The sequence below is a fragment of the Blastococcus jejuensis genome (genome assembly GCF_039534705.1).
GTDB classification, from domain to species: Bacteria; Actinomycetota; Actinomycetes; order Mycobacteriales; family Geodermatophilaceae; genus Blastococcus_B; species Blastococcus_B jejuensis.
The window spans coordinates 58895-84975 of sequence record NZ_BAAAVV010000004.1 but is presented as its reverse complement, the minus strand read 5'-3'; the positions used below and the strand labels follow the sequence as shown (position 1 = coordinate 84975).

The 26081-nt window shown below is 73.6% G+C and carries 30 protein-coding genes; 10 read left to right on the top strand and 20 right to left on the bottom strand.

Features of this window, described 5'->3' with window-relative positions:
• Positions 1–66: 66 nt before the first annotated feature.
• Genes ABD644_RS09995 through ABD644_RS09985 form a run of 3 tightly spaced genes read right to left on the bottom strand, consistent with a single transcriptional unit; the run spans position 67 to position 2966 of the window.
• Positions 67–948, bottom strand: coding sequence for a lysophospholipid acyltransferase family protein (locus tag ABD644_RS09995; protein ID WP_344688700.1), 882 nt, complete (start codon positions 946–948; stop codon positions 67–69).
• The gene (locus ABD644_RS09990) at positions 945–1721 is read right to left on the bottom strand and encodes a glycerophosphodiester phosphodiesterase family protein (protein ID WP_344688699.1); all 777 of its coding nucleotides are present in this window, start codon (positions 1719–1721) and stop codon (positions 945–947) included. The genes ABD644_RS09995 and ABD644_RS09990 overlap by 4 nt, the downstream gene beginning before the upstream one ends.
• A 45-nt stretch (positions 1722–1766) precedes the next feature.
• A complete protein-coding gene (locus ABD644_RS09985; RefSeq protein ID WP_344688698.1) occupies positions 1767–2966 on the bottom strand; it encodes a MalY/PatB family protein in 1200 nt (399 codons plus the stop codon).
• A gap of 94 nt (positions 2967–3060) precedes the next feature.
• Between ABD644_RS09985 and ABD644_RS09980 the strand changes: the two genes are divergently transcribed.
• On the top strand, positions 3061–3468 hold the full coding sequence (locus ABD644_RS09980) for a hypothetical protein (RefSeq protein ID WP_344688697.1): 408 nt from the start codon (positions 3061–3063) through the stop codon (positions 3466–3468).
• 7 nt (positions 3469–3475) lie between these two features.
• Here ABD644_RS09980 and ABD644_RS09975 read toward each other — a convergent pair whose 3' ends face one another.
• Complete coding sequence (locus ABD644_RS09975; protein ID WP_344688696.1) at positions 3476–3673, bottom strand: hypothetical protein; 198 nt, start codon at positions 3671–3673, stop codon at positions 3476–3478.
• A gap of 654 nt (positions 3674–4327) precedes the next feature.
• On the opposite strand from ABD644_RS09975, the gene ABD644_RS09970 reads away from it, so the two are divergent.
• Both ABD644_RS09970 and ABD644_RS09965 read left to right on the top strand, forming a co-directional pair.
• Positions 4328–5083 carry a glycerophosphodiester phosphodiesterase family protein gene (locus ABD644_RS09970; RefSeq protein WP_344688695.1) on the top strand — a complete coding sequence of 252 codons (756 nt, stop codon included), beginning with the start codon at positions 4328–4330 and terminating at the stop codon, positions 5081–5083.
• A 21-nt stretch (positions 5084–5104) separates the two neighbouring features.
• On the top strand, positions 5105–5701 hold the full coding sequence (locus ABD644_RS09965; protein ID WP_344688694.1) for a DUF4231 domain-containing protein: 597 nt from the start codon (positions 5105–5107) through the stop codon (positions 5699–5701).
• Here the strand turns inward: ABD644_RS09965 and ABD644_RS09960 are convergent.
• Positions 5691–6245, bottom strand: coding sequence for a cysteine hydrolase family protein (locus tag ABD644_RS09960; RefSeq protein WP_344688693.1), 555 nt, complete (start codon positions 6243–6245; stop codon positions 5691–5693). The two genes, ABD644_RS09965 and ABD644_RS09960, sit on opposite strands and share 11 nt — an antisense overlap.
• Before the next feature lie 130 nt (positions 6246–6375).
• Here ABD644_RS09960 and ABD644_RS09955 point away from each other — a divergent pair, with 130 nt between their 5' ends.
• Together ABD644_RS09955 and ABD644_RS09950 are read left to right on the top strand one after the other, a co-directional pair.
• On the top strand, positions 6376–6738 hold the full coding sequence (locus ABD644_RS09955) for a VOC family protein (protein WP_344688692.1): 363 nt from the start codon (positions 6376–6378) through the stop codon (positions 6736–6738).
• A 64-nt stretch (positions 6739–6802) separates the two neighbouring features.
• Positions 6803–6976 (top strand): hypothetical protein, encoded by a 174-nt coding sequence (locus tag ABD644_RS09950; protein ID WP_344688691.1) that lies wholly within the window; start codon positions 6803–6805, stop codon positions 6974–6976.
• 4 nt (positions 6977–6980) lie between these two features.
• Here ABD644_RS09950 and ABD644_RS09945 read toward each other — a convergent pair whose 3' ends face one another.
• The gene (locus ABD644_RS09945; protein WP_344688690.1) at positions 6981–7628 is read right to left on the bottom strand and encodes a LysE family translocator; all 648 of its coding nucleotides are present in this window, start codon (positions 7626–7628) and stop codon (positions 6981–6983) included.
• An 83-nt stretch (positions 7629–7711) separates the two neighbouring features.
• Here ABD644_RS09945 and ABD644_RS09940 point away from each other — a divergent pair, with 83 nt between their 5' ends.
• Entirely contained in the window at positions 7712–8416 is a 705-nt protein-coding gene (locus ABD644_RS09940; protein WP_344688689.1) for a M50 family metallopeptidase, read from the top strand.
• Positions 8417–8438: 22 nt separating this feature from the next.
• Here the strand turns inward: ABD644_RS09940 and ABD644_RS09935 are convergent, their stop codons facing one another.
• A complete protein-coding gene (locus ABD644_RS09935; RefSeq protein ID WP_344688688.1) occupies positions 8439–10799 on the bottom strand; it encodes a glycoside hydrolase family 65 protein in 2361 nt (786 codons plus the stop codon).
• The gene (locus ABD644_RS09930; RefSeq protein WP_344688687.1) at positions 10796–11527 is read right to left on the bottom strand and encodes an HAD family hydrolase; all 732 of its coding nucleotides are present in this window, start codon (positions 11525–11527) and stop codon (positions 10796–10798) included. Before ABD644_RS09930 ends, ABD644_RS09935 begins: the two co-directional genes overlap by 4 nt.
• Before the next feature lie 187 nt (positions 11528–11714).
• Between ABD644_RS09930 and ABD644_RS09925 the strand changes: the two genes are divergently transcribed.
• Both ABD644_RS09925 and ABD644_RS09920 read left to right on the top strand, forming a co-directional pair.
• Positions 11715–12257 carry a YbhB/YbcL family Raf kinase inhibitor-like protein gene (locus tag ABD644_RS09925; RefSeq protein WP_344688686.1) on the top strand — a complete coding sequence of 181 codons (543 nt, stop codon included), beginning with the start codon at positions 11715–11717 and terminating at the stop codon, positions 12255–12257.
• A gap of 146 nt (positions 12258–12403) precedes the next feature.
• On the top strand, positions 12404–13291 hold the full coding sequence (locus ABD644_RS09920; protein ID WP_344688685.1) for a serine hydrolase: 888 nt from the start codon (positions 12404–12406) through the stop codon (positions 13289–13291).
• Positions 13292–13319: 28 nt separating this feature from the next.
• On the opposite strand, the gene ABD644_RS09915 is transcribed toward ABD644_RS09920, so the two are convergent.
• On the bottom strand, positions 13320–14135 hold the full coding sequence (locus tag ABD644_RS09915; protein WP_344688684.1) for a GNAT family N-acetyltransferase: 816 nt from the start codon (positions 14133–14135) through the stop codon (positions 13320–13322).
• A gap of 123 nt (positions 14136–14258) precedes the next feature.
• Here ABD644_RS09915 and coaA point away from each other — a divergent pair, with 123 nt between their 5' ends.
• Both coaA and ABD644_RS09905 read left to right on the top strand, forming a co-directional pair.
• The gene (gene coaA, locus ABD644_RS09910; protein WP_344689001.1) at positions 14259–15221 is read left to right on the top strand and encodes a type I pantothenate kinase; all 963 of its coding nucleotides are present in this window, start codon (positions 14259–14261) and stop codon (positions 15219–15221) included.
• Positions 15222–15487: 266 nt separating this feature from the next.
• On the top strand, positions 15488–15679 hold the full coding sequence (locus ABD644_RS09905) for a DUF5999 family protein (RefSeq protein ID WP_344688683.1): 192 nt from the start codon (positions 15488–15490) through the stop codon (positions 15677–15679).
• A 16-nt stretch (positions 15680–15695) separates the two neighbouring features.
• Here the strand turns inward: ABD644_RS09905 and ABD644_RS09900 are convergent, their stop codons facing one another.
• From ABD644_RS09900 to clsA, 11 genes are all read right to left on the bottom strand, one after another.
• A complete protein-coding gene (locus ABD644_RS09900; protein ID WP_344688682.1) occupies positions 15696–16298 on the bottom strand; it encodes a DinB family protein in 603 nt (200 codons plus the stop codon).
• Positions 16299–16407: 109 nt separating this feature from the next.
• On the bottom strand, positions 16408–19407 hold the full coding sequence (gene gcvP / locus ABD644_RS09895) for an aminomethyl-transferring glycine dehydrogenase (protein ID WP_344688681.1): 3000 nt from the start codon (positions 19405–19407) through the stop codon (positions 16408–16410).
• Positions 19408–19548: 141 nt separating this feature from the next.
• Positions 19549–20121: a MerR family transcriptional regulator gene (locus tag ABD644_RS09890; protein ID WP_344688680.1), complete on the bottom strand. Its 573-nt coding sequence runs from the start codon at positions 20119–20121 to the stop codon at positions 19549–19551.
• A 300-nt stretch (positions 20122–20421) separates the two neighbouring features.
• Positions 20422–20910, bottom strand: a complete 489-nt coding sequence (locus tag ABD644_RS09885; protein WP_344688679.1) for a bifunctional nuclease family protein — start codon at positions 20908–20910, stop codon at positions 20422–20424.
• A 72-nt stretch (positions 20911–20982) separates the two neighbouring features.
• Positions 20983–21720 carry a transcriptional regulator FtsR gene (gene ftsR / locus ABD644_RS09880; protein ID WP_344688678.1) on the bottom strand — a complete coding sequence of 246 codons (738 nt, stop codon included), beginning with the start codon at positions 21718–21720 and terminating at the stop codon, positions 20983–20985.
• 5 nt (positions 21721–21725) lie between these two features.
• On the bottom strand, positions 21726–22244 hold the full coding sequence (gene odhI, locus ABD644_RS09875; protein WP_344688677.1) for an oxoglutarate dehydrogenase inhibitor Odhl: 519 nt from the start codon (positions 22242–22244) through the stop codon (positions 21726–21728).
• 262 nt (positions 22245–22506) lie between these two features.
• Complete coding sequence (gene gcvH, locus ABD644_RS09870; RefSeq protein ID WP_344688676.1) at positions 22507–22911, bottom strand: glycine cleavage system protein GcvH; 405 nt, start codon at positions 22909–22911, stop codon at positions 22507–22509.
• 66 nt (positions 22912–22977) lie between these two features.
• Complete coding sequence (locus ABD644_RS09865; protein WP_344688675.1) at positions 22978–24015, bottom strand: DUF881 domain-containing protein; 1038 nt, start codon at positions 24013–24015, stop codon at positions 22978–22980.
• Positions 24012–24344, bottom strand: coding sequence for a small basic family protein (locus tag ABD644_RS09860; RefSeq protein ID WP_344688674.1), 333 nt, complete (start codon positions 24342–24344; stop codon positions 24012–24014). The genes ABD644_RS09865 and ABD644_RS09860 overlap by 4 nt, the downstream gene beginning before the upstream one ends.
• A gap of 3 nt (positions 24345–24347) precedes the next feature.
• Positions 24348–25301, bottom strand: coding sequence for a DUF881 domain-containing protein (locus ABD644_RS09855; RefSeq protein ID WP_344688673.1), 954 nt, complete (start codon positions 25299–25301; stop codon positions 24348–24350).
• Positions 25298–25969, bottom strand: a complete 672-nt coding sequence (gene clsA / locus ABD644_RS09850) for a cardiolipin synthase ClsA (RefSeq protein WP_344688672.1) — start codon at positions 25967–25969, stop codon at positions 25298–25300. Before clsA ends, ABD644_RS09855 begins: the two co-directional genes overlap by 4 nt.
• Positions 25970–26081: the final 112 nt, after the last annotated feature.

The following is a 26081-nucleotide window of genomic DNA, read 5'->3' as shown; positions in this document are numbered from 1 at the left end:
CAGGCTCCCAGCCGACGACGGACGGGTCCAGCACCGCAGGGTCACGGTCGTGCTCATGTCCGGCGATCAGGGGACGTCATCGGGGACGACGCCGCCCGGGTAGGCCGCCACCGCCGTCGTCGGCCGGGTCGGGTCCAGCCAGGCGGGCCGGTCGCGCTCGCCGGCCCGCAGCGGGACCAGGCCGCGGGTGATCGCCGCGGTGATGCGGTACCGGGCGCGGTTGGCGTCGCCGACCCGGCCCATCTGCAGGTCGTCGAGCTTCACGGGGGGCCCGACGTGCACCCGGAGCGCGGGCCGGCGGACGATCGCCCGCAGCACGGTGCGCAGCTTGCCCCAGTCGTTGCCGTACTGCAGCACCTCGTGCGCGCCCCACTGGCTGACCGGGATGACCGGAACCCCGAGGCCCAGGGCCATGCGCGCCATGCCGGTCCGGCCCCGCTCGGGCCAGCCGTCGGGGGTCAGGCCGACCCGGCCCTCCGGGTAGGCGACGACGTGGCCGCCCTGGACCAGCGCCACCTCGGTGACCCGCACCGCGTGCCGGGCCAGTTCCGTGCCGCGCTCCACCCGGATCCCGCCGGTGCGTTCGAGCAGCGGGCCGGCGATCGGTGCCTCCATGATCCCGCCGGTGGCCATGATCCGGGGGAGGACCCCCACCTTGTGCAGGGCCACCGCGATCACGAACGGGTCGAAGTCGCCGATGTGGTTGGCGGCGAACAGCAGCGGGCCCCTGCGGAGCTCCTCCGGGATCCCGCCGGTCACCTCGACCCGCCCGAAGATGCTCACCAGCCACGAGAAGTTGCGCAGCATGAAGCGCCAGAACCACCAGGGCGGCGCGGCCGCGATGGCCATCTCGCGGGCGAACCACTCCGGGTCGTCGGGCTTGACCAGGCGGGCCAGGTCGTCGGGCAGCGGCGGGGTGCGCGGGCGCCACTCCCGGAGCCGGCTCATCGAGGCGCCCACTGACCGCGCTTCTCCAGCAGCTCGCGGAGCATCGCCGGACGGTCGGTCATGATGCCGTCCACCCCCATGTCGAGCATGCGCGTGCTCTCCTCCTCGGTGTCCACCGTCCAGACGTGCACCTGCAGCCCCCGGGCACGCGCCGCGGCGATGAACCGCTCGTCGACCAGGGCCCGCCCGCCGAGCTGGAGCGGCACCTGCGCGCACCCGGCCTGGATGCGGACCAGACCCGCGGCGCGGGGGGAGTAGGAGGACAGCCGCAGCGCGGCCACCCCCCGCGGCCCGAGCGACGTGCAGACCCCCGGGCCGAACAGGCGCCGGGCCGCGGCGATGCGGGCGTCGGAGAACGACCCCAGGCAGATCCGGTCGGCCACGCCGAGCCGGCGCACCGTGCGGACCAGCGGGGCCAGGACCCCGGCGGCCTTGATGTCGAGGTTGAACCGGACGTCGGGCCAGGCTCCGAGCAGGTCCTCCAGGCGCATGATCGGCTCGCGGCCGCCGATGCGGGCCCGCGACACCTCGGCCCAGGTCAGGTGCTCGACCCGCCCCGCGCGGTCGGTCACGCGCTCGAGGGTGGCGTCGTGGAAGACGACCAGCACGCCGTCCGCGGTGACCCGCACGTCGGTCTCGAGATACCGGTAGCCGAGCTCGACGCAGGCCTCGAAAGCCGGCTGCGTGTTCTCCAGGTGCTCGATGGCCCCGCCGCGGTGCGCCATCGCCAACGGGGTGTCCCCGTCGAGGTAGGCGTAACGCGCTGCGGGCACGCGTTCACGCTAGACGGGCCGGTCCGCCGACCGACGAGCCCCCGGTCAGCGGACCTCGACCGCGTCGGCCATGCGATCGACGATCTTCCGCAGGACGGGGGCGGGCGTCGCCAGGTTGAGCCGGACGTGCCCGGCCCCGGGCGCGCCGCACTCCGGACCGTCGACGAAGGCCACCCCGGCCCGCTCCAGGAAGAACGCACCGGGGGACTGCGGCAGGGCGAGCTCCCGGCAGTCCAGCCAGGCCAGGTAGGTCCCCTCGGGCGGGCGGTAGCGGACCTGCGGCAGCCGCTCGGCGAGCAGCTCGGCCAGGAGCCGGCGGTTGCGGTCCAGGTAGCCCAGGACGCCGGCGAGCCAGTCGCGTCCGTGGGTGTAGGCGGCCGTGTGCGCCAGCACGCCCGGCGTCGAGGCACCGTGGGTGGTGAGGAACCCGACGCGCGCCCAGTGCCCGACGTCGTCGTCGTTGCTGAGCAGCAGCTGTGCGGCCTTGAGGCCGGGCAGGTTCCAGGCCTTGGACGCCGACGTCGCCGTCACCGCGTGCCCGGCCGTGACCGGGGAGAGCGCGGCGTAGGGCCGGTGGACGGCGCCGGGATGGACCAGCGGCGCGTGGATCTCGTCGGAGAACACCCGGGCTCCGCGGCGGTCGACGACGTCGGCGAGCGCGAGCTGCTCCTCGGCGGTGAAGACCCGGCCGAGCGGGTTGTGCGGGTTGACGTGGACGACGAGGCCCGCACCCCGGTCCAGCGCACGGGCGATGCCGTCGAGGTCGTAGGTCGGCCGGCCGGCCTCCTCGACCATCGGGACCTGGATCAGCTCCCGGCCGAGCAGGAGCGGCACGACGAGGAACGGCATGTACGCCGGCGTCGGGAGGACGACGGGGCTGCCCGGCGGCGTGAAGTGCTCGATGGCGGCCTGCAAACCGGCGACGACGTCGGCCATCGGCGTGATCTGCTCCGGGGCGACCGCCCAGCCGTACCGGTCGGCGTGCCAGGCCGCGCAGGCCCGCGCCATCTCCGCGGCCGTCTCGGCGGGCAGGTAGCCCAGCCGACCGCGGTCCACGGCCTCGTGGAGGGCCGCGATGACCGCGGGGGCCGTGCCCAGGTCCATCTCGGCCACCCAGGCGCCGATGGCCGCGCCGTACCTCGTCCACTTCAGGCTGCCGGAGGCGCGCAGCGCGTCCTCGGTGAGCGCGTCGAAGGCCGGAGCGGGGTCGACGGGGAGCGCCTCGGCCGGTCTCTCCTGCGTCATCCGGTCCTCCGGCATCGTCTCCTGCGGACCACTCCTGGCGTGTCCGCCCCGTGTCGCCCACGTCTGTCGGCCTCGCCGTCTACCGTGCGCAGACGTGGCACAGCGACATGCGTCGGGCACGGCGACGGAGCTCCCGTTCTCCCCCGCCCCGAGCCGGGGGAGTGGCGAGGAACGACGGTGCGGCTGGTGCCGCCGGGTCCTCCCGCAGCAGGGGTCGGTCGGCCGGCCCCGCATGTACTGCGGCCAGGCCTGCCGTCAACGGGCCTACGAGCAGCGCGCGGCCACGTCGAAAGCGGGGCTGCCGGGCGACGTCGTCCTGGTGTCGCGCGCCGAGCTCGACGGGCTGCAGGACCGGCTGTACCAGTTGCGCTGCGCCCTCGAGGACGTGCAGACGCTGCTGACCGAGAAGCCGACGAAGGCCGAGTTGGAACGGTCACTGTCCGACCTGGTGCACTCGACCGGCCGGCTGGACCGGCTGTGGGTCACCGAGCGCACCGCCTGAGTCCACGTCAGCCGGTCGGGTCGTCCTGGCTGCCTTCTTCCTGGTCGGTGTCCTCCTGCGTGTCACCGCTGTCCTGGTCACCGCTGTCGTCGGTCGTGCCGTCGTTCTGGTCCTGACCGGCGGCCTCGCACCCCGTCATCGTCGCGCCGCCGCCGAGCAGGGCCAGCGTGGTGAACAGAGCCGCGAGCGGACGTCGTATGCGCATGACCCGACCCTACGAACAACCCCGCAACGCCGCCCCTCGAAGGCACGCACCCGGCACCGCGTCCGCGGTCGTCCGTGACCGTGCCGTGGAGTTCCCGCACGATGTGCCGTCCATCGACCTGGACCACCTTGATTGCGTCACTGTGACGTTAAGGGGTGGGTGTGGGCGGATGGGGGGAGTACCGCGCCGGACGCGGTCAGGAGGCTGTCGAGGCGACGCGGCCACCGATGACGCCTCCGGCAAGATCAACTGAGCAAGATCGTTTTCGGGGGAGTCGTGGACGAGGTGGCCGGGAGCGTCCGGCCGGATCTCCGGGAGCATCCGGCCGGCGTCCCGGAGACCGCGGCACGCGCCACCTGGTCCGGAGGGCCCGGACGGGATCGACCGGCTCGCGCGGATCGAGCGCTGCGTCGCGGTCGTCGGGTCAGGGGAGTGCAGCGGGGACGGACGACGAACGGCGTACCGAACCACCGGCGCGAACCCCTCTCGGGCGCCCCGGATCTAACGCCGATAATGCACATTATGTCAACTCATTGAGGTCTCATCGCCCTCGGTTGACCAGGTGCGCGCCGTCCCCTGCGCTATGGTCCGCACAGGGCCACCCCGCACAGGGCCACCCCGACCGCCCGGCAGGTTGTCGAAGGGACCCCGAACGTGAGTGTCGAGCCGTGGCTGACCGCCGGGCCGATCGCCCACCGAGGTTTCTACGAGGCCGACGCCGACACCCCGGAGAACTCCCTGGCCGCGTTCCGTCGCGCGGTCGCGCATCGCGTCCCGTTCGAGTTCGACGTCCAGCTCACCGCCGACGGGTCGGTGATCGTGTGGCACGACGCGGTCCTCCCCCGCCCCGGCGGCGGGACCGTGCCGGTACGGGAGGCGACCGACGAGGACGTCCGCGAGGTGCGCCTCGGGCACACCGCCGAGCGCATCCCCACGCTGGCCGACGTGCTCGCCGCGGTGGACGGTGCCGTCCCCGTGGTGGTCGACCTCCGCCGGTGGCAGCTCGATCGGCGCGGCACCCTCGAGCACCTGGTCGCCGCCGCGTTGCGGGACTACCCCGGCCCGGCGGCGGTGCAGTCCTTCGACCCCCTGGCCGTGTTCCGCCTCCGCCGGCTCCTGCCCGATCGTCCGGTCGGCCAGGCCTCGGGCGAGCTGCACTCCGCGAACGCGCTCGTCGCCACGGTCGGGCGGACGATGCTGACCAATGCGGTCACCCGACCCGATTTCGTCACGTACGAACTCAGCCGGTTGCCGTCGTACTGGACGTCGTTGTGGCGGAACCGGGGAATCCCGATACTGGCGTTCCCCGTCGACGACGAGCGGGACGAGGCGAAGGCCCGCCAGGTGGCGGACAACTTCTTCTTCGCGCGCTACGTCCCGCGGGAGTACCGCACCGAGGGCACCACCTGACCGGTCGTCGAGGGAGCCACCGTGAACCCAACTCCGCCGGCGTCGCCCCGGTCCTGGGGATTGTTCCGGCCGCCGCAGTTCGACGCGTGGAGCACCACCACCCCGGATCGCTTCAGCGCCCAGGCCGAGGCCTACGTCCTGAGGGTCCGGGCCTTCTACGACTCCCGGGCACGGTGGCACCGGCGCTTCTACCGGCTCAGCGGCATCATCGTCATCGTCCTCGGCGGCGCGCTGCCACTCATCGCGGCCAGCGAGTGGAGCAACAGCGACCTGCTGGTGTCGGTCACGGGCTTCACGGTCGCGACGGTCACCGCGCTGCGCGGGTTCTACCGCTGGGACTCCTCCTGGGTGCTGCTGCGCGCCACGGAGCTGGCGATCACCCGCCGGTACCTGCGGTGGAAGGCCGAGCAGGACGGTTCCGGAGCGGCCGGCGCCGACCGGGAGCGCGCCGCCGCGCTGCTGTGGGACATGCTCTCGCTCCGGGAGAACGAGTCGAAGAACTTCTTCAAGGACCTCCCGCTCGCCGAGCAGCTCGTGAGCACGGGAGCGGCCCCGCCGGAAGCGCCGCCGGACACCGGCGACGGCCCCGGGCGCGCGGGCCGGCCGCTCAGCGGCTGAAGGTGAGGTTCGCCGTGTCGGTCACCGCGGCCGTGCGGCCCGGGGCCGCCTGCTCCTGCCAGTACATGTTGGTGTGCGCGATGACCTTCTCCGGCGGCGGCGCACCCCACGCGCTGAGGTCCTCGGTCGTGTGGGCGTCGGCCACCAGGGTGACGTCGTAGCCCCGCACGAACGCGCCGTGGATGGTGTTGCGGATGCACTGGTCGGTCTGCGCCCCGGTGACGACGAGGTGCCCGATGCCGGCGCGGGCCAGGACGGCCTCGAGGTCGGTGCCCTCGAACGAGTCGCCGAAGGTCTTGTGCACCACCGGCTCGGACTCCCCGTGGGCCAGTTCCGGGACGTACTGCCAGGCCTCGCTCCCCTTCTCCAGCTGGTCGTCGGAGTGCTGCACCCACACGACCGGCACCCCCTCCCCCCGGGCCTTGTCGACGAGCGCGCCGATGTTGGCGACGACGGCGTCACGTTCGTGCGCCTCGCCGACGACGCCGTTCTGGACGTCGATCACCACCAGGGCGGTGTTGGGGCGGTCGGGCAGCGTGGTCACCACGGGCTCCTCTGGTCGGTCGGACGCGGGGATCGTAGGGCCGGCCACCGACACTCCGGGACGCCGCTCACTCCGCGGGCCCGGCAGAGTCTCCCCTCTCGAACCGACGTCCACCCGAGGGAGTCCCGCCGTGCCCGTCACCATCCGCCCGATCATCGTCACCGCCGACCTCGACCGGCTGCTGGCCTTCTACACCGGCCTGTTCGGCGCCACCGAGCTGATGCGCTTCCCCGACGACGGCCCGGTCTTCTATGTCGGCCTCGCGCTGGGCGACTCGGAGCTCGGCCTCTCCTTCGACGCGTCGGTCGCCGCAGGTGATCCCGGCCGGATGCTGCTGAGCATCGACGTCCCCGACGTCGACGCCCTGCTGCCGGACGTCGAGGGCCTCGGCGGCGCAGCGACCAGCGGCGCCAACGACATGCCGTGGGGCCAGCGGGTCGCCCACATCAAGGACCCCGACGGCAACGTCGTCAACCTGACCCAGACCCTCTGACGGACGCTGTTTCGTCACGGGGACCTACGGGTGTGCCCCGGCGGTCATCGGGTAGCGGGACGGCATGACCGAGCACCGGCACGACCCGTCCGGCACGCGCCGGGAGGAGACCGACCACCTGACCGACCGGGCCACGCTGCCGGGCGAGAACGACGCCTCGGCGTCCGCGATCCGCGGCGCCTACGAGGCCAGCGAGGAGGACAAGGAGCGCGGCAAGGCGGTCAAACCGGGCAACTGAGGCGTCACCGGCTGGAAACCGCCACGCGCACCCCGAGGCTCACGAGCACGGTGCCGCTGACCGCCTCGAGCCTGCGCCGGATCCTGGGTCGCCGGAACCACGCCCCCGCCCGGGCGACGCCGGCCGCCAGTGCCAGGTACAGCCCGGTCTCCACCGCGATCTGCAGCAGCCCGAGCAGCGCCGTCGTCGCGAAGACCGGCCCGTCCGCCGGCACGAACTGCGGGTAGAACGCGATCATGAAGACGGCGGCCTTCGGGTTGGCCAGCTGCACGACGACCCCCTCGCCGAACGCCCCCCACCAGTGCCGGCGACCCGGTCGCGGTGCCTCCTCGGCGGGCGCCGCGGCCGCCTCTCCCCTGTCCCGCCACGCCGCCCGCCACGCCTTGAGGCCGAGCACCAGCAGCACGATCGCCCCGACGATCCGCAGGACGACGTAGGCCACCTCCGACGCCGCCACGAGGGCCGCGAACCCGGCGCCGGCGAACAGCGCCCAGACGTAGAGCCCGGCCTCCAGGCCGAGCACAGTCGGCACGGCGCCGGAGAGCCCCCGCAGCGCCGCCCGGCGGAAGATCAGCGCCATCGCCGGCCCCGGGGACGCCGAGATCAGCAGCACGGCCAGCAGGAACGCCGGCAGCGTCGAGAGCAGGTCCACGCCGGCGATGGTGACACTCCCCTCCCCCGGCGTCGAACGTGTTGCGCGCGGGGTTCCCAGACCCGTGCGGTTGACTCGCCGGCGTGGATCTCCTCGGCCGATTCTGGGCGCGCGTCACCACCAGCGTCCCCGACCTCCCGACGGAGGTCCTCCTCGGGACGGCGGCCGCCGCGGCGCTGCTGGTCCTCTCCCCCAGCCTGTGGCGGGTGACCCGGCACGCCGTCACGATCGCGCACGAGGGCGCGCACGGCGCCGTCGCGCTGGCCGCGGGGCGCCGGCTCTCGGGCATCCGGCTGCACTCGGACACCTCGGGCCTGACCGTCTCGGCGGGCAAGCCGACCGGCCTGGGCATGGTGCTGACCTGCTTCGCCGGCTACGTCGGCCCGGGCCTGTTCGGCCTGGGCGCGGCCGCCCTGCTGGCCGCCGGGCACGCGGTGGGCCTGCTCTGGGCGCTCCTGCTGCTCCTGGCCCTGCTGCTCGTGCAGATCCGCAACTGGTACGGCCTGTGGTCGGTGCTGGCCACCGGCGGCGTCGTCTTCGCCGCCACCTGGTGGCTGCCGCCCGACGGGCAGGCCGCCTTCGCCGCGCTCGCGACCTGGTTCCTGCTCCTGGCCGCGCCGCGCGCCGTCCTGGAGCTGCAGGCGGTCCGCCGGCGGCGACGTACGCCGGACTCCGACGCCGACCAGCTGGCGCGGCTGACCCGGCTGCCCGCCGTCCTCTGGGTCGGCGCCTTCCTCCTCGTCGACGTCGGGGCGCTGGTCCTCGGCGGGAGCTGGCTGCTCCTCTGAGCCTCGTCTCCTCTGAGGTTCGTCAGTGCCGGGCGCGCCGCCGCGGTTCGCAGCCCGGCGGCTGGGTCACCGGATCGACCTTCGGCGCGGGCGGGATCTCCAGCTCGAGGTCCTCGTGGTCGACGGTCACCTGCCGGCCGTGGTGACGGATGTCCAGCGGTTCGCCGGCGACCAGCCGGTACACGGCCTTGTCCGGGGTGACCGAGACGGTCAACTTGCGCCCGCGGTAGACCACCCGGAACCGCAGCCGCGTGAGCCGCTCGGGCAGCCGCGGGCCGAACGTCAGCTCGCCGTTGTGGTCGCGCATTCCACCGAACCCGGCGACGGCGCCCGTCCAGCCCCCCGCCATCGAGGCGATGTGCAGCCCGTGGCCGGAGTTCTGGTGCAGGTTCTGCAGGTCGGTCAACGCCGCCTCGGCCCAGTACTCGTAGGCCAGCTGCAGGTGCCCGGCCTCGGCGGCGACGACCGCCTGCTGGCTGGCCGACAGCGACGAGTCGCGGGTGGTGCGGGCCTCGTAGTAGGCGAAGTTGGCGATCTTCTCCTCGAGGGTGAACGCGTCCCCGCGCAGGTGCAGGGCCATGACCAGGTCGGCCTGCTTCACCACCTGCTTGCGGTAGATCTCGAAGTACGGGTAGTGCAGCAGCAACGGGTACTTCTCCCGCGGCGTCGCCTCGAAGTCCCACTCCTCGTGGTGGGTGAACGCGTCGGACTGCATGTGCACGCCGCGCTGGGTGTCGTAGGGCACGGCCATGAGCGCGGCCGCGCGCAGCCAGGTCTCGACCTCGCCCGGCTCGACCTGGAGCCGCCCGGCCACGTCGGGCTGGCGCTTCACCGCCTCGGCGGCCTCGCGCAGGTTGCGCTGCGCCATCAGGTTGGTGAAGACGTTGTTGTCGACGACGGCGGTGTACTCGTCGGGCCCGGTCACGCCGTCGATGCGGAAGCCGTGCTCGGGGTCGAAGTGGCCCAGCGAGGCCCACAGCCGGGCGGTCTCGATCAGCAGCTCCGCGCCGAAGTCGCGATCGAAGTCCTCGTCGAGCGTGGCGTTGTAGTACCGGACCACGGCGTCGGCGATGTCGGCGTTGATGTGGAAGGCCGCCGTCCCCGCCGGCCAGTAGCCCGAGGTCTCCTCGCCGCGGATGGTGCGCCACGGGAAGGCCGCGCCGCGCATGCCCAGGACCCGTGCGCGCTCGCGGGCCAGGTGCAGGGTCGAGTGCCGCCAGCGCAGCGCGTCGCGGACCGCGTCGGGCACCGTGTAGGTGAGCACCGGGAGCACGTAGGTCTCGGTGTCCCAGAAGGTGTGCCCGTCGTAGCCCGGGCCGGTCAGCCCCTTGGCCGGGATCGCCTGGCGCTCGCCGCGCAGGCCGGCCTGCAGGACGTGGAACATCCCGACGCGCACGGCCTGCTGCATCTCGTCGTCGCCCTCGATCTCGACGTCCGCCTCGTCCCAGTGCTGGTCGAGCAGCTCGCGCTGCTCGCGCACCAGCCGCTCCCAGCCGGCGAGCTTCGCCGTCGCCAGCGCGGCCTCGACCTGGTCGCGCAGGGCCGGGCTGGACCGGCGCGACGACCAGCCGTAGGCGAGGAACTTGACCAGGCGCAGCGTGCCGCCCGGCGGGATGCGCGCGGCCAGCGTGTACCGGGCCAGGTCGCCCGAGGCCTCGATGTCCTCGGTGCAGGTGTCGGGGATCTCGATGACGTGGTCCATGCCGGCCGCCATGCGCAGCCGGCTGCGCTTGGTCTGGTGCACCAGCACCGCTTTGCGGCCCCGCGCGGCGAACAGCTCCGAGCGCAGCGGGTGGGCCAGCGCCGCCGCGGCGCGCGGGTCGTCGGACTCCGCGCCGGGGGCCGACTCGTTGGCCAGCAGGTCCGACTGCAGGGCGACGTAGAGGTCGCCGAGGTCGTCGGTGACCTCCACCTGGTACTCGATCGCCGCGATCGACCGGCGGGTCAGCGACACCAGCCGGGTGCTGGTCACCCGCACCGTGCGGCCACCCGGCGAGCGCCACTCCGTGGACCGGCGGAGCACGCCCGCGCGCAGGTCCAGCGTCCGCCGGTGCTCGATGATCTCGCCGTAGGTGAGGTCCAGCGGCGAGTCCTTGACCAGCAGCCGGATCAGCTTGCCGTCGGTCACGTTGACGACCGTCTGGCCCTGCTCGGGGAAGCCGTACCCGGCTTCGGCGTAGGGCAGCGGCCGCTCCTCGAAGAACCCGTTGAGGTACGTGCCCGGGACGACGACCGGCTCCCCCTCCTCGAACGAGCCGCGCATACCGATGTGCCCGTTCGCCAGCGCGAACACCGACTCGTGCACCCCGAGCGACGAGTGGTCGACGCCGACCTCGGTGAGCGCCCACGGCTCGATCGGGAACGAGGCCCGCCCCTCGGTCATGCCTGCTCTCCCATCAGCTCGTGGAGGTCCTGGACGACGACGTCCGCGCCGGCCGCCTTCAACGCCTCGGCCTGCCCGACGCGATCCACCCCGACCACGAAGCCGAAATTCCCGGCCCGCCCCGCGGCGACCCCCGAGATCGCGTCCTCGTACACGACGGCCTGCGCGGGCTCGTAGCCCAGCGCCCGGGCGCCGGCCACGAACGTGTCGGGTTCCGGCTTGCCGCGCAGCCCGTCCCGCCCGGCGACGACGCCGTCGATGCGGACGTCGATGAGGTCGGCGAACCCGGCAGCGGCGATGACCTTCTCCCCGTTGGCCGACGCGGTCACCACCGCCGTCGCGAAGCCCGCGTCCTTCACCGCCCGCAGGTAGGCGACCGAGCCCGGGTAGACCTCGACGCCGTGCTCGTCGAGCTCGGCCAGCACCATCTCGTTCTTGCGCGTGGCGATCGCGTGCACCGTCGCCGCGTGGGGCGGGTCGTCGTCCCCACCTTCGGGCAGGACGATCCCCCGGCTCGCCAGGAACCCGCGTACGCCGTCGGCCCGGTGCTTGCCGTCGACGTAGCGGTTGTAGTCGACCTGGCTGAACTCCGGCTGACCGGGTTCGTGCTGGCTCAGGTATTCGTCGAAGGTGCGTTTCCAGGCGGCGAAGTGGACGGTCGCCGTCCGCGTCAGGACGCCGTCGAGGTCGAAGAGGCACGCGCGGATGGGGTCCGGGAGGCCGAGCACGCCCAGAAGGTACCGGCGGCAGGGCCTCCGCGACGTCTTGTGCAGGACGCAGTCGTGTTTCGGTTTCCCGCCGCCACCTGCGCCCGGACCCGACGGGCGACACCCGCGGGTGCTGCCTAGGGTTCGCCCTGGGACGGTCGGCGGCCGACCGTCCGCGTTCCGCCCAGACCGAGGGAGAGGACTCCACGTGGCCGACCGACCGATCGAGTACAACCCGTACGACTTCCTGCCGCAGGTCCCGAGCTTCACCGTCACGAGCAGCGACTGCGCCGACGGCCAGCCGTTCGCGCAGCCACTCGTCAGCGGCGTCATGGGCGCCGGCGGCGAGGACCGCTCCCCCCAGCTCTCGTGGTCGGGCTTCCCGGAGGGCACCCGCAGCTTCGCGGTCACCGTCTACGACCCCGACGCCCCCACCGCGAGCGGCTTCTGGCACTGGGCGGTGGCCAACATCCCCGCCTCGGTCACCGAGCTGCCCAGCGGCGCCGGTGCCAAGGACGCGCCGAACCTCCCCGAAGGAGCGGTCCAGCTGCGCAACGACGGCGGGTTCGCCGGCTACGTCGGCGCCGCCCCACCCGCCGGGCACGGCCCGCACCGCTACTTCGTGTGCGTGCACGCCGTGGACGCCGACCGCCTCGACGTCGACGCGGACACCACCCCCGCGGTGCTCGGCTTCAACCTGTTCTTCCACACGCTGGCCCGGGCCACGCTGGTGGCGACCTACGAGCAGTGACAGGACCGCCGTTCCTCCCACGCCGCGCGCGCTCGGAGGACCCCGAGGGATGGCCGAACGGAGCCGGCCGGTGGCGGAGCGGCAGGGACGCGCCCCCGGTCCTTGAAGTTTGAAGTGACCGGCCGGTAGCGGCGGACCATGGCGGTATGCCGACGGCTCTGCGGCACCGGCCGGTCGCTCGCCTCCTGCTCCCGGTCGCGCTGCTGCTCGTGGTCCTCGCCGACGTCGTGCTCGACCCCCGGCGGGCACAGGCGGGCGGGCGGGCGCCCGCCGAGGTGGTCGCCGCGGTGACCGCCGCCTACGGGCAGGGCGGGGTGCTCGCCGTCGTCGTCGCCCGGCAGCACGAAGCGGCCACCGGCCTGTCGATCCGGGCCGTCGAGGCCCGGGCGGCGCGCACGGCCGCTCGCAGTGCCGACAACGGCCACGTGGCGCACCAGCCGTTCCCCTCCGCGTCGATGGTGAAGCTCTTCCTGGCGGAGGACGTCCTGCACCGCGCCCGTGCCGGCGTGCTCGCCCTGACGGCGGCCGACCACGAACTGCTCGCCGAGATGATCCGGCGCTCCGACGACCCCGCCGCCTCGGCGGTGTGGGTGCGGTTCGACGGCGCGCAGGCGGTGCGCGCGGTCGCCGACCGCTACGACCTGACCGGCACCGAGCCCCCGCGCCGGCCCGGCCAGTGGGGCGAGACGACGACGACCGCCCGGGACCTGGCCCGGTTCCTGACGCTGCTGCCGCTGCTCGCCCATCCCGAGGACGCCGCGACCCTCCTCGGCTGGATGCGGTCGGCCACCGCCCTCGCGGCCGACGGCTTCGACCAGCGTTTCGGCCTGTTCGGGACGCTGCCCGGCCGACCCGCGGTCAAGCAGGGCTGGATGTGCTGCGTCGAGGGTTCCCGCCACCTGCACTCGGTCGCCGTCATCGGCAGCCGGGTGGTCGTCCTGCTCAGCGAGGTGCCGCGAGCCGTCGGCTACGACCAGGCCCGGGCGTGGCTCACCGCGGCCGCCGCGGCCGTGCCCGCACCGCGGGGCGGCTGACACCGCCCGGCGCCGTCAGCCGGGGCCGTCAGCTGTCGTCGTCCGGGGGCTCGGCGACGCCCGTGGTGCCGATCCGGGCGAACCCGACCCGCTCGTAGACGCGGGCGACGTCGTCGTCGCCCGCGGTCAGGAAGACCATGTCGGCGCTCTCCAGGGCGTGCGCGACCAGCGCGGAGGCGAGCCCGGCGCCGAGCCCCCTGGCCCGCAGCCGCGGCAGGGTGGCGACCCCGACGACCTCGCTCACCTCGGTGCCGTCGACGTCGACCGGCTGGTGCGACCCGACGGCGACCGGCTCACCGTTCTCGACGGCGACCATCATCACCGTCCGGCCGGACGCGATGCGCTCGCGCAGCACCGCCGTCCGCGCCTGCACCTCGTCCGAGGTGTCCAGCGGAGCCTCGCGGACGTCGACCCGCCCGCCGGGATGCGCGAAGGCGATCGCGGCGACCCGCCGGTAGCGCGGCAGCTCCGGATCGTCGGCGCCGACGATGTACAGGCGGACCCCGGCCGGGAGCAGCAGCTCCACGGGGTCGGCGGCGACCAGCAGCGGGAGCTCGTCGACCGACAGCCCGGCCGCCGTGGCGGCCGCGGCCAGGCCCGGCGTGCGTTCCTGCACCCACTCCAGCGCCGGCGGCAGACCGGCGGCCTCCTGCAGCGCGACCGCGGCTCGCACGTCCGCGGCGCTCACCGGCCCCGCCCCCGGACGCGGTCGCGCCGGATAGGGCCAGGCGGGGTCACCGATCGGCACGTCGAGCGGCCCGGCCACCTCGATCCGCGCATCCCCGAGGGGCGCGGCGGCGAAGTAGCGCTCGACGCAGTCGAGCAGTCCCGGGCGGGTCGACACAGTCGAACCCTAGACGTGCGGTTCCGCGGTGGGCTCGACCAGCCACCCAAGCGCGCCGCGGCCGGTGCCCGCCCACCCGCCCGGGTGACCCGGCCGGGCGCCCGGACCGGTGCGGACGGCACGATGGTGCGTGTGACCGCCGGGACGCGCTCCTCCATCTCGCCGTACGCGGTGTTCGACCGCACCTCGTGGCGAGCGCTCGCGGCCGGTTCGCAGCTGCCCCTCGACGAGGCCGAGCTGCGTTCGCTGGCCACCTTCGGCGACCGGATCGACCTCGACGAGGTGGCGACGGTCTACCTCCCCCTCGCGCGCCTGCTCAGCCTGCACGTCACGGCCAGCCGCCGGCTCTGGGCGGCGCAGAGCGAGTTCCTCGGCGACTCGACGGACAAGGTGCCCTTCGTCATCGCGGTCGCCGGGAGCGTCGCCGTCGGCAAGAGCACGACCGCGCGACTGCTGCAGACGCTGCTCGCGGCCACCCCGGACGCACCCCGCGTCGACCTGGTCACCACCGACGGCTTCCTGCTGCCCAACGCCACGCTCGAGGCGCGCGGGCTCCTCGGCCGCAAGGGCTTTCCGGAGAGCTACGACCGGCGGGCCCTGCTGAAGTTCCTCGCCGACGTGAAGTCGGGGCGCGAGGAGGTCTTCGCCCCCGTGTACGACCACCAGGCCTACGACATCGTCCCGGAGGCACGGCAGGCCGTGGACCGGCCCGACATCCTGGTCGTCGAGGGGCTCAACGTCCTGCAGGCCGGGCGCCGGGCCGACGGCACGGCTCCCGAGGTGTTCCTCTCGGACTTCTTCGACTTCTCCGTGTACGTCGATGCCTCCGAGGCCGACATCCAGCGCTGGTACGTGGAGCGTTTCCTCGCCCTGCGCCGGACGGCGTTCCGCGACACGACCGCCTACTTCCACCGGTTCGCCGATCTGACCGACGACCAGGCCCGCGAGACCGCGCTCGGCATCTGGGCGGCGGTGAACGGGCCCAACCTGCGCTCCAACATCGCGCCCACCCGCTCGCGGGCGCGACTGGTGCTGCAGAAGGCGGCCGACCACTCGGTGCGCCGCGTCCTCCTGCGCAAGCTCTGACCCCACCCCGACGCGCCCCCCTCCCCCGCCCGCGACGCTCGACCGCCCGGCACCCTCCCCCGCCCGACACGCGCTGCCACCTGCGCAGATGCCTCGGCCCCGTCGTACCGCTGGCAGGACCTGACGACCCGTTGGGGTGATCTGGTGACCTGGGTCACGCTCGTACCGGCGGGTAACGGAGCACACTGCTCGAATCCGGTAATCGGACGAACACGGATTGTTACTCCCGGCACCGCGCCGGGACCGGAAACACGGATGTGATGACCATGTGCCACCACGTAACCACCTGCCCCGACGCCGACAGCGACGCCCGCGATCTCGCCGCGGTCGTGAGCAGCCACCCCGAGCAGGGCTGGCGCCTGCTGTGCAACGGCGTCGTCCTCTTCGACGACGACGGCGAGCTGCTGCCCGACGGTCGCGCCGTCGCCGACCACCACGTCTGGCTCGCCCCGGCCTGAGCATCGGCGGCGGCCCTCAGCCGCCGGCGGGCTCCCTCGCCGCCGCCCGTGCCGCCGTCTCGAGCCGATCCCGGTAGCCCGACCACCAGACCCGGTCGACCTCAGGCAGGTTGTCGTTGCCGTCTCGCAGGCCGGCCGCACCGTCGATCAGCTCGCGGACGATGTCGGCATGGCCCGCGTGCCGGTGGGTCTCGGCGATCACGTGCACGAGGACCTGGTGCAGCGTCACCGCCCGCCGGTCCGGGTGCCACCAGGACACCGAGCCCTCCGCCTCCAGCGGGAGCTCGCCGATCGTCGCGTCGGTGACCGCCCACGCCCGGCGGTAGAGGGCCAGGATCTCCTCGCGTGACTCCTCCGCCGTGGCCCACATGTCGCCGTTGGGCTCGGCGTCGTCGGCCAGCCAGGGCTCCACCTCGGCCACCGGCCGCCCGAACGTGGGCCCGAAGTAGCCCATCTCGACGTAGGCCAGGTGCTTCACCAGCCCCAACAGATTGGTGCCGGTCGGGGTCATCGGCCGCCGAACGTCGTACTCCGGGAGCCCGGCGAGCTTCCAGAGCAGCGCGTCGCGGCCCGTATGCAGATACCGGTGCAGGTGGGCCTTGGGCCCGGATTCGACCATGGCCGCCACCCTGCCATCGCCCACCGACAGGACATCGCTCCAGGACGCCCGGATGGCCCGTCCGGGTCCCGCCCCGAGCGTGCGAAGGGTGGGGAGGACGGGTCCTTCGTCAGGCGGTCGAGCCCACCACGTCGGCCGTCGTCCCCAGTTCGTCCGGGGCACCCGCGGACCGCTCCGGTGTCGAGCCGTTCGACGCGGCCGCGTGACCGCTGAAGTCGTGTTCGGCGAACGCCTCCGGCGAGGGGCACGAGCAGACCAGGTTGCGGTCTCCGTAGGCCTGGTCGATCCGGCGGACCGGGCTCAGGTAGCCGCGGCCGACCAGGCCGGGCACCGGGTAGACCGCCGTCGTCCGCGGGTAGGGCCGCTCCCACTCCCCCGCGAGCATCGCCAGCGTGTGCGGCGCGTTGCGCAGGGGGTTGTCCGTCCGGTCGTATTCGCCGTTGCCGACCTTGTCGATCTCCTCGCGGATGGTGATCATCGCGTCGACGAAGCGGTCCAACTCGGCCTTGTCCTCGCTCTCGGTCGGCTCGACCATGAGCGTGCCGGCCACCGGGAAGCTCATCGTCGGGGCGTGGAAGCCGAAGTCGATCAGGCGCTTGGCGATGTCGTCGTTGGTGACGCCGGTCGCCTTGGTCAGCGGCCGGATGTCGAGGATGCACTCGTGGGCGACCAGCCCGTCGGCGCCGGTGTAAAGCACCGGGTAGTGCTCGCGCAGCCGGGTGGCCACGTAGTTGGCGGCCAAGATCGCGTGCTCGGTGGCCGCGAGCAGGCCGTCGGGGCCCATCAGCCGCACGTAGGCCCACGAGATGGGCAGGATGCCGGCCGAGCCCCAGGGCGCGCCGGCGACGGCCGGCCCGGTGCTGCCGGTGTCGACCAGCGGGTGACCCGGGAGGAACGGCGCGAGGTGCTCGCGGACCCCGATCGGCCCGACGCCGGGCCCACCGCCGCCGTGCGGGATGCAGAAGGTCTTGTGCAGGTTGAGGTGGCTGACGTCGGAGCCGAACCGCCCCGGCTTGGCCAGCCCGACGAGGGCGTTGAGGTTCGCCCCGTCGACGTAGACCTGGCCTCCGGCGTCGTGCACCGCGGCGCAGATGTCCTGCACCGCGGTCTCGAACACCCCGTGGGTCGACGGGTAGGTCAACATGATCGCGGCGAGCCGGTCGGCGTGCTGGTCCACCTTGGCGTGCAGGTCGCCGACGTCGACATTGCCCGCCTCGTCGCACGCGACGACGACGACCCGCATCCCGGCCATGACCGCGCTGGCGGCGTTGGTGCCGTGCGCGGAGCTGGGGATCAGGCAGACGTCGCGGTGCTCCTCGCCGCGGGAGCGGTGGTAGCCGCGGATCGCGAGCAGCCCGGCGAACTCGCCCTGCGAGCCGGCGTTGGGCTGGACGCTGACCGCGGCGTACCCGGTGACCTCGGCCAGGGCGTCGCACAGCTCACCGATCAGCCGGGCGTAGCCGCGGGCCTGCTCGACCGGCGCGAACGGGTGCAGGTTCGCGAACTCCGGCCAGGTGATCGCGGCCATCTCGGTGGCGGCGTTGAGCTTCATCGTGCACGAGCCCAGCGGGATCATCGTGCGGTCCAGGGCCAGGTCCTTGTCCGAGAGCGCCCGCAGGTAGCGGAGCATCGCCGTCTCGGATCGGTGCGCGGAGAACACCGGGTGGGTGAGGAAGGGCGTACGCCGGCGCAGATCGCCCGGCAGCGCGTCGGCGCCGTCGTCGGCCAGCGCGCTCTCGTCGGCCGTGACGCCGAACGCCTCGGCGACGGCGCGCAGCGTCGCCACCGAGGTCGTCTCGTCGCACGCGACCGCGACGGTGTCGGCGTCGACCTGCCGGAGGTTGATCCGGCGCTCCGCGGCGGCGGCGACGACCTCGGCCGCGCGGCCGGGGACGCGGATCTCGACGGTGTCGAAGAAGTGCTCGTGCACGACCTCCAGGCCACCGGCGCGCAGCCAGCCGGCCAGGACCAGGGCGCTGCGGTGCACCCGCGCCGCGATCGCCGTCAGCCCCTCGGCGCCGTGGTACACGGCGTAGGCGCCGGCCATCACGGCGAGCAGCACCTGGGCGGTGCAGATGTTGCTGGTCGCCTTCTCGCGGCGGATGTGCTGCTCGCGGGTCTGCAACGCCAGCCGGTAGGCGACGTCGCCGTCGGCGTCGACCGAGACGCCGACCAGGCGGCCGGGCAGCTGACGGGCCAGGCCCTCGCGCACGGAGAGGTAGCCGGCGTGCGGGCCGCCGTAGCCCATCGGGACGCCGAAGCGCTGGGTGGTGCCGCAGGCGACGTCGGCCCCCCACTCCCCCGGTGCCTCCAGGAGCGTGAGCGCGAGCAGGTCCGCGGCGACGACGACGGACGCCCCGGCGGCGTGCGCCGCCTCGGCGAGGGCGCGGTGGTCGCGGACGGCACCGCTGGCGCCCGGGTAGGACAGCAGGACGCCGAACGCGCCGGCCTCGGGCAGGTCGGTGGGCCAGCCGGACGAGAGGTCGGCGACGTGCAGGCCGATGCCCAGCGGCTCGGCGCGGGTCTCGAGCACGGCGAGGGTCTGCGGCAGGGTGTCTGCGTCGACGACGAAGACCGCGTCGGCCGTGGCGCGGCCCGCTCGACGGACCAGCGTCATCGCCTCCGCGGCGGCGGTCGCCTCGTCGAGCATCGAGGCGCCGGCGACGGGCAGGCCGGTCAGGTCGGCCACCATCGTCTGGAAGTTGATCAGCGCCTCGAGCCGGCCCTGGCTGATCTCGGGCTGGTACGGGGTGTAGGCGGTGTACCAGGAGGGGTTCTCCAGCACGTTCCGCTGGATGACGGCGGGGGTGACCGTGCCGTAGTACCCCAACCCGATCATCGAGGTGAAGACCTCGTTCTCGGCGGCGCGCTCGCGCAGCTGCTGGAGCACGGCCGTCTCGTCCACCGCGGCCGGCAGGTCGAGCGGGGTGCGGTCGCGCACACCCTCGGGCACGCAGGCATCGGCGAGCTCGGCGAGCGAGGGGTGCCCGATGACGGCGAGCATCTCCGCGGTGTCGTCCGGGCGGGGCCCGATGTGGCGCCCGGCGAACGAGCCCGCCGGGTGCAGTGCGTTCAGTGACGGCAGCTTCTCGGCGAGCGGGTCCACCATTGCTCGGACGGTACCAGCGAGGGGCGCCCGTCCTCCGAGCTCCGGGGTGGGGTCGATCACGCCCGCTCCCGGGGCCGGTCTCGTGCTCTGCGAGTCCTGCAGAGCCCCGGAGGGACGGGAAAAACCCCTAGGGCGGAGCCCTCACACCGCGGCGCGGCGCCGGCGGCGCATCGACAGCTCGTCGTCGGCCGGGTTGACCGGCGCGCCGTCGATCCGCTCGGCGGGCAGCTCGGCGAGTTCGCCGGACAGCTCCCGGAGGGCGCCGGAGACGGCGATGCCGAAGACGCCCTGTCCGCCGGCGAGCAGGTCCACGACCTCCTCGGCGGAGGTGCACTCGTAGACGGTCGCGCCGTCGGAGAACAGCGTGACGTTCGCCAGGTCCTTGATCCCGCGGTTGCGCAGGTGGTCGACGGCCTTGCGGATGTTCTGGAGCGAGACGCCGGTGTCGAGCAGGCGCTTGACGACCTTCAGCACGAGGATGTCGCGGAACGAGTACAGCCGCTGCGTGCCCGAGCCGGTGGCGCTGCGGACGGAGGGCGCGACGAGCCCGGTGCGGGCCCAGTAGTCCAGCTGCCGGTAGGTGATCCCCGCAGCGGCACACGCCGTCGGGCCGCGGTAACCGACGAGATCGGTGTCGACCTCGTCGTACGCGGGAGCACCGACTGCGGCGTCGCTGAAGAGCTGACCCTGGGAGCCGTTGTCCTGGTCGCTCACGTCCAGCGTCCTCCTCTGTCCCGTCCCGCTCGCACGGTCCGGGTCGACGGCCTCGCACCTGCGGGGCACTGCGGCCCGCACTGGGGCCCGCATTGCGGCTCAGGGGCGATTGCACCCACTGACCTCAGGTGTCACACCGTTGTTGTTCGGAGACCGTAAGCCGGGGGGTGGGGTGGGTCAACTGAGCGGGGCGGCGTGTCGCCAGGCTCATCATTTCGAGTTGAGTCCGAGGACGGGACTGCCGATGTCGACAGGATGGCCCCGGACCGGCCCCCTCCCGGAGCGTGAGAGGGGCCGTTCTCAGGAGGCGCCGCCGGAGCCCGACCCGGCGCCGAAGTCCTCCGGCGAGATCTGGTCGAGGAACTCGCGGAACTTCTCCACCTCGTCCTCCTGCTCGTCGGGGATCTCGATCCCGACCTCGTCGAGCAGTTCCTCCGCGCCGTAGATCGGCGCCCCCGTCCGGACGGCGAGGGCGACCGCGTCCGACGGGCGTGCGCTGACGACCCTGTTCTCGCCGAACACGAGCTCGGCGATGTAGATGCCGTCGCGCATCTCGGTGATGTTCACGGCCTCGAGGGTCGCGCCGAGGGTGCTGACCACCTCGCGCAGGAGGTCGTGGGTCATCGGGCGGGCCGGCCGCACACCCTGCTGCTCGAAGGCGATCGCGGCCGCCTCCACCGCACCGATCCAGATCGGCAGGTACCGCTCCCCCTGCGTCTCCTTGAGCAGCAGGATCGGCTGGTTCCCGGGCAGCTCCACCCGGACACCGACGACTCGAAGCTCCTGCACGGTGGTGCTCCTCAGTTGCGGGCCCGGCGGGAAGGGGCGGGCGGTCACGACACGGTTCACGGTACGCCGGAGTCAGGGACGCAGGAGGTCCCGCAGTCGTGCCTCCAGCAGTGCAGTGTGCAGTTGCGCCGACAACGCCGCGAGCTCCCGGAGCTTCTCGGTCGCGCGCGCCCGGGCCTCCTCGGAGCGTGCGCGCAGCACCGGCGCCACGAGCTGCTCGACCAGGCCGGCCTCCCGCTCCACGCCGCTGCGGTAGACCCGCAGATGGCGCGGCTCGATGCCGTGCCGGGCCAGGCCCGCGGCCGCGCGCGCGATCGGCAGGTCCGAGGCCGGGTGCCGGCCGTCGGCGTCGGTCGCGAGCAGTCCGAACTGCACGCAGTCGGCCAGCTGGTCGGGTTCGAGGCCCGACGCGCGGGCGAACTGGTCGGCGGTCAGCGGCGGCACCGCGGTCTCGTCGTCGGCGTCGGGGACGGCCGGCGGCGGGACGGCCGCCGGCCCCCCGGCGGTCGGAGGCAGCGGCTCGCCGCGGTCGAGGGCCTCGAGGTGCTCCTTGATGACCCGCAGCGGCAGGTACTGGTCTCGCTGCGCGGCCAGCACGTAGCGCAGCCGGCTGACGTCGGCGCCGGAGAACTTCCGGTAGCCCGACGGCGTCCGCTGGGGGTGGACGAGGTCCTCGGACTCCAGGTAGCGGATCTTGCTGATCGTCACGTCGGGGAAGTCGTCGCGAAGAACGGCCAGCACCTCGCCGATGGTCAGTCGAGGCGTGCGCTGATCGGCGGCCTCCCCGAGCGCGCGTTCGCGCTCGGGCACCGGCACTAGCGAGCGGCCGGCTCGCCGGTCCGGGGACCGGTCAGGTAGACCAGGCGGAACTTGCCGATCTGCACCTCGTCGCCACCGGCCAGGGTCGCGACGTCGACCGGCTCGCGGTTGACGTAGGTGCCGTTGAGGCTGCCGACGTCGTGCACCGAGAACCCGCTGCCCTCACGGTGGAACTCCACGTGGCGCCGGCTCACGGTGACGTCGTCGAGGAAGATGTCGCTGTCGGGGTGCCGACCGGCGGTGGTGACGTCCTGGTCGAGCAGGAACCGGCTGCCGGCGTTGGGGCCGCGCTTGACGACCAGCAGGGCCGAACCGGCCGGCAGCGACTCCACGGCGCCGGCGTGCGCGTCGGCCGCGGCCTCGGCGATCTCCGGCTGCTCGGTGGAGTCCTCGCCGCCGACCTTGGGGATGACGCTGGTCGACTCGCCGACCCGCTCAGGGGAGAGCGCCGAGCCGCACTGCGCGCAGAAGCGACTGCCCTCGGGGTTCTCGTGTCCACATCGAGTGCAGTGCACGTTGCGTCTCCTCCGGTACGAGGGGCCCGCCGCGGGCCTCGGAACGGGCCGCGGGCGGCCGGCGGACGGCGGACCGGTCAGTCCGTCGTTGGTCGGCCGCCGCGTGGTGCGGCGGACCGTGGGTATGGAACCAGCCGGTCGGCCCGAGGGTCAACCGGACGTGCAGGGTGAGGAACGCTGGTCCTCGGGGTTCACCGGGGTCCGGGGTGCTCCAGCGAGAGCATAGTGATCTCTGCCGGTCCGGGGCCCGCCGGCGGCCCCGTCACGACGCGTCGACCAGCGCCTGGTACGCATCCGCGTCGAGCAGGCCGGACGTCGGGTCGCCGTCGTCGCCCGACACGCGGATCTCGACCAGCCAGCCCTCGCCGTACGGGTCGGCGTTGATGGTCTCGGGGGCGTCGGCGAGGGCCTCGTTGACCGCGCTCACCGTCCCGGCCAGGGGTGCGTAGACGTCGGAGACCGACTTGGTCGACTCGACCTCGCCGATCGGGGTGCCCGGGGTCACCTCGTCGCCGACGGCGGGCAGCTGCACGAAGACGATGTCGCCCAGCGCGTCCTGCGCGTGGTCGGTGATCCCGACCCGCACGACGGTCGCCGCGTCGTCGGTCCCCTGCACGAGCGCCCACTCGTGCTGGTCGGTGTAGCGGCGGTCGTTCGGGGTGGCCATGCGGCGATCGTCTCCCGGGCTCGGATTGCTGCGGACAGCGGGGGTGCCGGACTGCGTCCGGCGGGGCTACTCGTCGGTCGCCGGCGAAGCGTATTGAGGTGCGTCCAGCGGCCGCAACGCGTCGACGACGACGGAGTCGGACTGGGTGATGGCGACCGAACCGCCCAGCCGCGTCATGTCCTGGACGACGCCACCGGGGATGTTCATCGCCGTCTCCATGCCCTGCGGGTCGCCGATCACCACGAACTCGTAGGGCGCGGTGATCGGCCGGCCGTCGATCATCAGGTCGCCCGGCTGCCCGGTCACCGCGGAGGAGACCCCGATCCGGATCCCGTCGATCTGCATGGTCTCGGCACCCGCGCCGCGCAGCTCCTGGATCGCGTCGAGGACGTCGGCGACCCGCACCGCGTCCTCCGGGTCCCGGATCACCATCTCCAGCCCCGGCCCCTCGGCCGCGATCGTGCCGTTGAGGATGCCGATCGCCTCGGCCCGCGCCCGCGCCTCCTCCAGCGCCGTCGCGTTCCGGCTGTCGGAGTCGGTCAGCTGCTGCAGCGCGCTGCGCTGGTCGGCGATCTGCTCGCGCAGCCGCTGCTCCCGGGCGTTGAGGTCGTCGAGGATGCGGACCAGGTCCTCCTCGCGGGCCCCGGCGTAGTCCTGGTCGTCACCGACCGCCCGCACCTGGACGGCGAACGCGAACCCCAGCAGCAGCGTCAGGACGCCGATCAGGGCCGCCGCCAGCGGGTCCCGACGGCGACGTCGGCGGGCGGGTGCTGCCTCAGATTCGGCTGCCTCGGATTCGGCTGCCTCGGATTCGGCCGCCTCGGGTTCAGCTGCCTCGGATTCGGCTGCTTCGGGCTCGGCCGCCTCGGGATCAGCTGCCTCGGGTTCGGCGCCGGGTTCGGGCTCGGCCCCGGCTCCCGGTTCGGGCCCGGCGTCCGCCTCGCGCTCCGTCCCAGCCTCGACCTCAGGTGCAGGTCCAGGCTCCGGCGTCGCGGCAGCGGCCTGCTCCCCCGTCGTCGCCGGGCCGAAGGGGTGGCGCACGACGACGTCGTCGTCCCCCGACCCGTCGGGGCCGGGGACGTCGGGACGCCGGTCGTCACTCATGCCCGGAAGATGTGCCGGCGGATCGCCGCGGCGTTGCCGAAGATCCGGATCCCGAGGACGACGACGACCGCGGTGGACAGCTGCGCCCCCACGCCGAGCTGATCGCCGAGGAACACGATGAGCGCCGCCACGACCACGTTGGACACGAAGGAGATCACGAAGACCTTCGCGTCGAAGATGCCGTCGAGGCGGGCCCGCAGGCCGCCGAACACCGCGTCCAGGGCGGCGACGACGGCGATCGGCAGGTACGGCTGGAGCCACAGCGGCACCGTCGGCTCGAAGAACAACCCGAGGAGCACGCCGACCGCGAGTCCGATGATCGGGATCACGGGTCAGCCTCCGGGCCTTGGTTCGGTGTCTGTTTCGGTGCCTGTTTCGGTGCCTGGCTCGGTGTCCGGGTCGGTGCCCGGTGCGTCCGGGTCGCCGGCCGGCGAGGCGGCGCGCAGTTCGAGGGTGCTGGCCGCGGGCAGGGTCAGCTCGTCGACCTTGGCGAACTCGAACCGCAGGCCGAACGTGTTGGAGACGTCGGCCAGTGCGATGACCTGCGGGTTCTCGAGGAACCCCGCCGCCAGGTCGTCGGGGTCGCCGATGGCGCGGATCTCGTACGGGTTGGTGACCGGCCGGAAGTCGACGAGCACCGCCTCGCCGGCGAACCGGATGGCCGTGGTGGCGCCGAGGCGCTGGTCGTCGATGCTGATCGCCTCGGCGCCGGCGGCCCACAGCGCGTTGACCACGAGCTGGAGGTCGCCGTCACGGACCCTGCCGCTCGGGTCGACCTCCGTGGTGCCGCCCACCGGGTCGTCGTCGGCGTCGCTCTCGGCGTTGGCGAGGGTGACGAGCAGCCCCGGACCGGTGACCGCGACGGCCGCCGCACCCCGCTCGGCGCGGGCCAGGGCGTCGAGGGCCTGCTGACCGACCGCGCTGGCCGCCAGCAGGTCGTCGCGGGTCCGCCCGACCTCGAGGCGCAGGTCCTCCAGCTCGGCGGTGAGGTCGTCGCCGACGTCGGACGAGAGCTGGATGTCGTCGACGAGCGCGGCGCGCACCTGCTGCCGGCCCTGCGCGGTCGCCGCCGCCTGGTCGTAGGTGACGGCGACCAGCAGCCCGGCGCCGACCATCGTGAGGGCGACGAGCACGCGGCCGCGGCCGCGCGCGGGCCGCGACGGCTCGGTCCCGGCCCGGCGCGCGGCAGCCTGCGCGTACGCCGGGTCGAGCGTCTCGGCCAGGACGTCGTCGAGCAGGGAGGCGCCCATCGACCGCAGGCCCCCACCCCGTGGCGTCCGGCTCATGGAGCCGTCCCGACGCCGGCAGCGGCGCGCTCGGCGCGGACCAGACCGGCCACCTGGATCAGGTAGAGCCCCCCGGCCAGGACGTAGAGCGCCGTCCCCCAGATCGTGAACGCCCACGCGAAGGGCTCGATCGCCGTCGCCAGCCAGCCCTCACCGGCGGCGAGGAGCAGCCCGGGGAACGCGTACAGCAGGAGCAGCGTCGCCGCCTTGCCCAGGTAGGCGACCTGCAGCGGCGGGTACCCGTGGCGGCGCAGCACCAGCAGCGCCACGCCCAGCATGAGCTCCCGGCCGACCAGGAGGACGACGACCCAGAGCGGCACGATCTCCCGCAGCGCGAGCGCGACGAGGGTGCTGACGATGTAGAGCCGGTCGGCCGCAGGGTCGAGCAGGGCGCCGAGGCGGCTGTACTGGTTCAGCCACTTGGCGAGCTTGCCGTCGGCCCAGTCGGTGATCCCGGCGATCATCAGCACGGCGACGGCCCAGCCGTCGGCCTCGGGGCCGAGGAGCAACCAGAGGAACAGCGGAACCCCGAGCAGCCGGAGCACCGAGAGCGCGTTCGGGAGCGTCCACACCCGCTCGGGCAGCGCGTCACGGTCCAACGTCGTGGACTCCCCGGTCGCGGTGTCAGGAACGCGGGCAGCCGCCGACGGTCCGTTCGACGACGTCACGACTCCTCCAGACCGCCCGACAGCCCGCTGCCACCGCCCCCGAGGCTAGTGTCCCGCGAGCCGTGGCCGGGAGGCGGCGCACCGATGGCCCCGGGCGTCACACGGAGCCGGG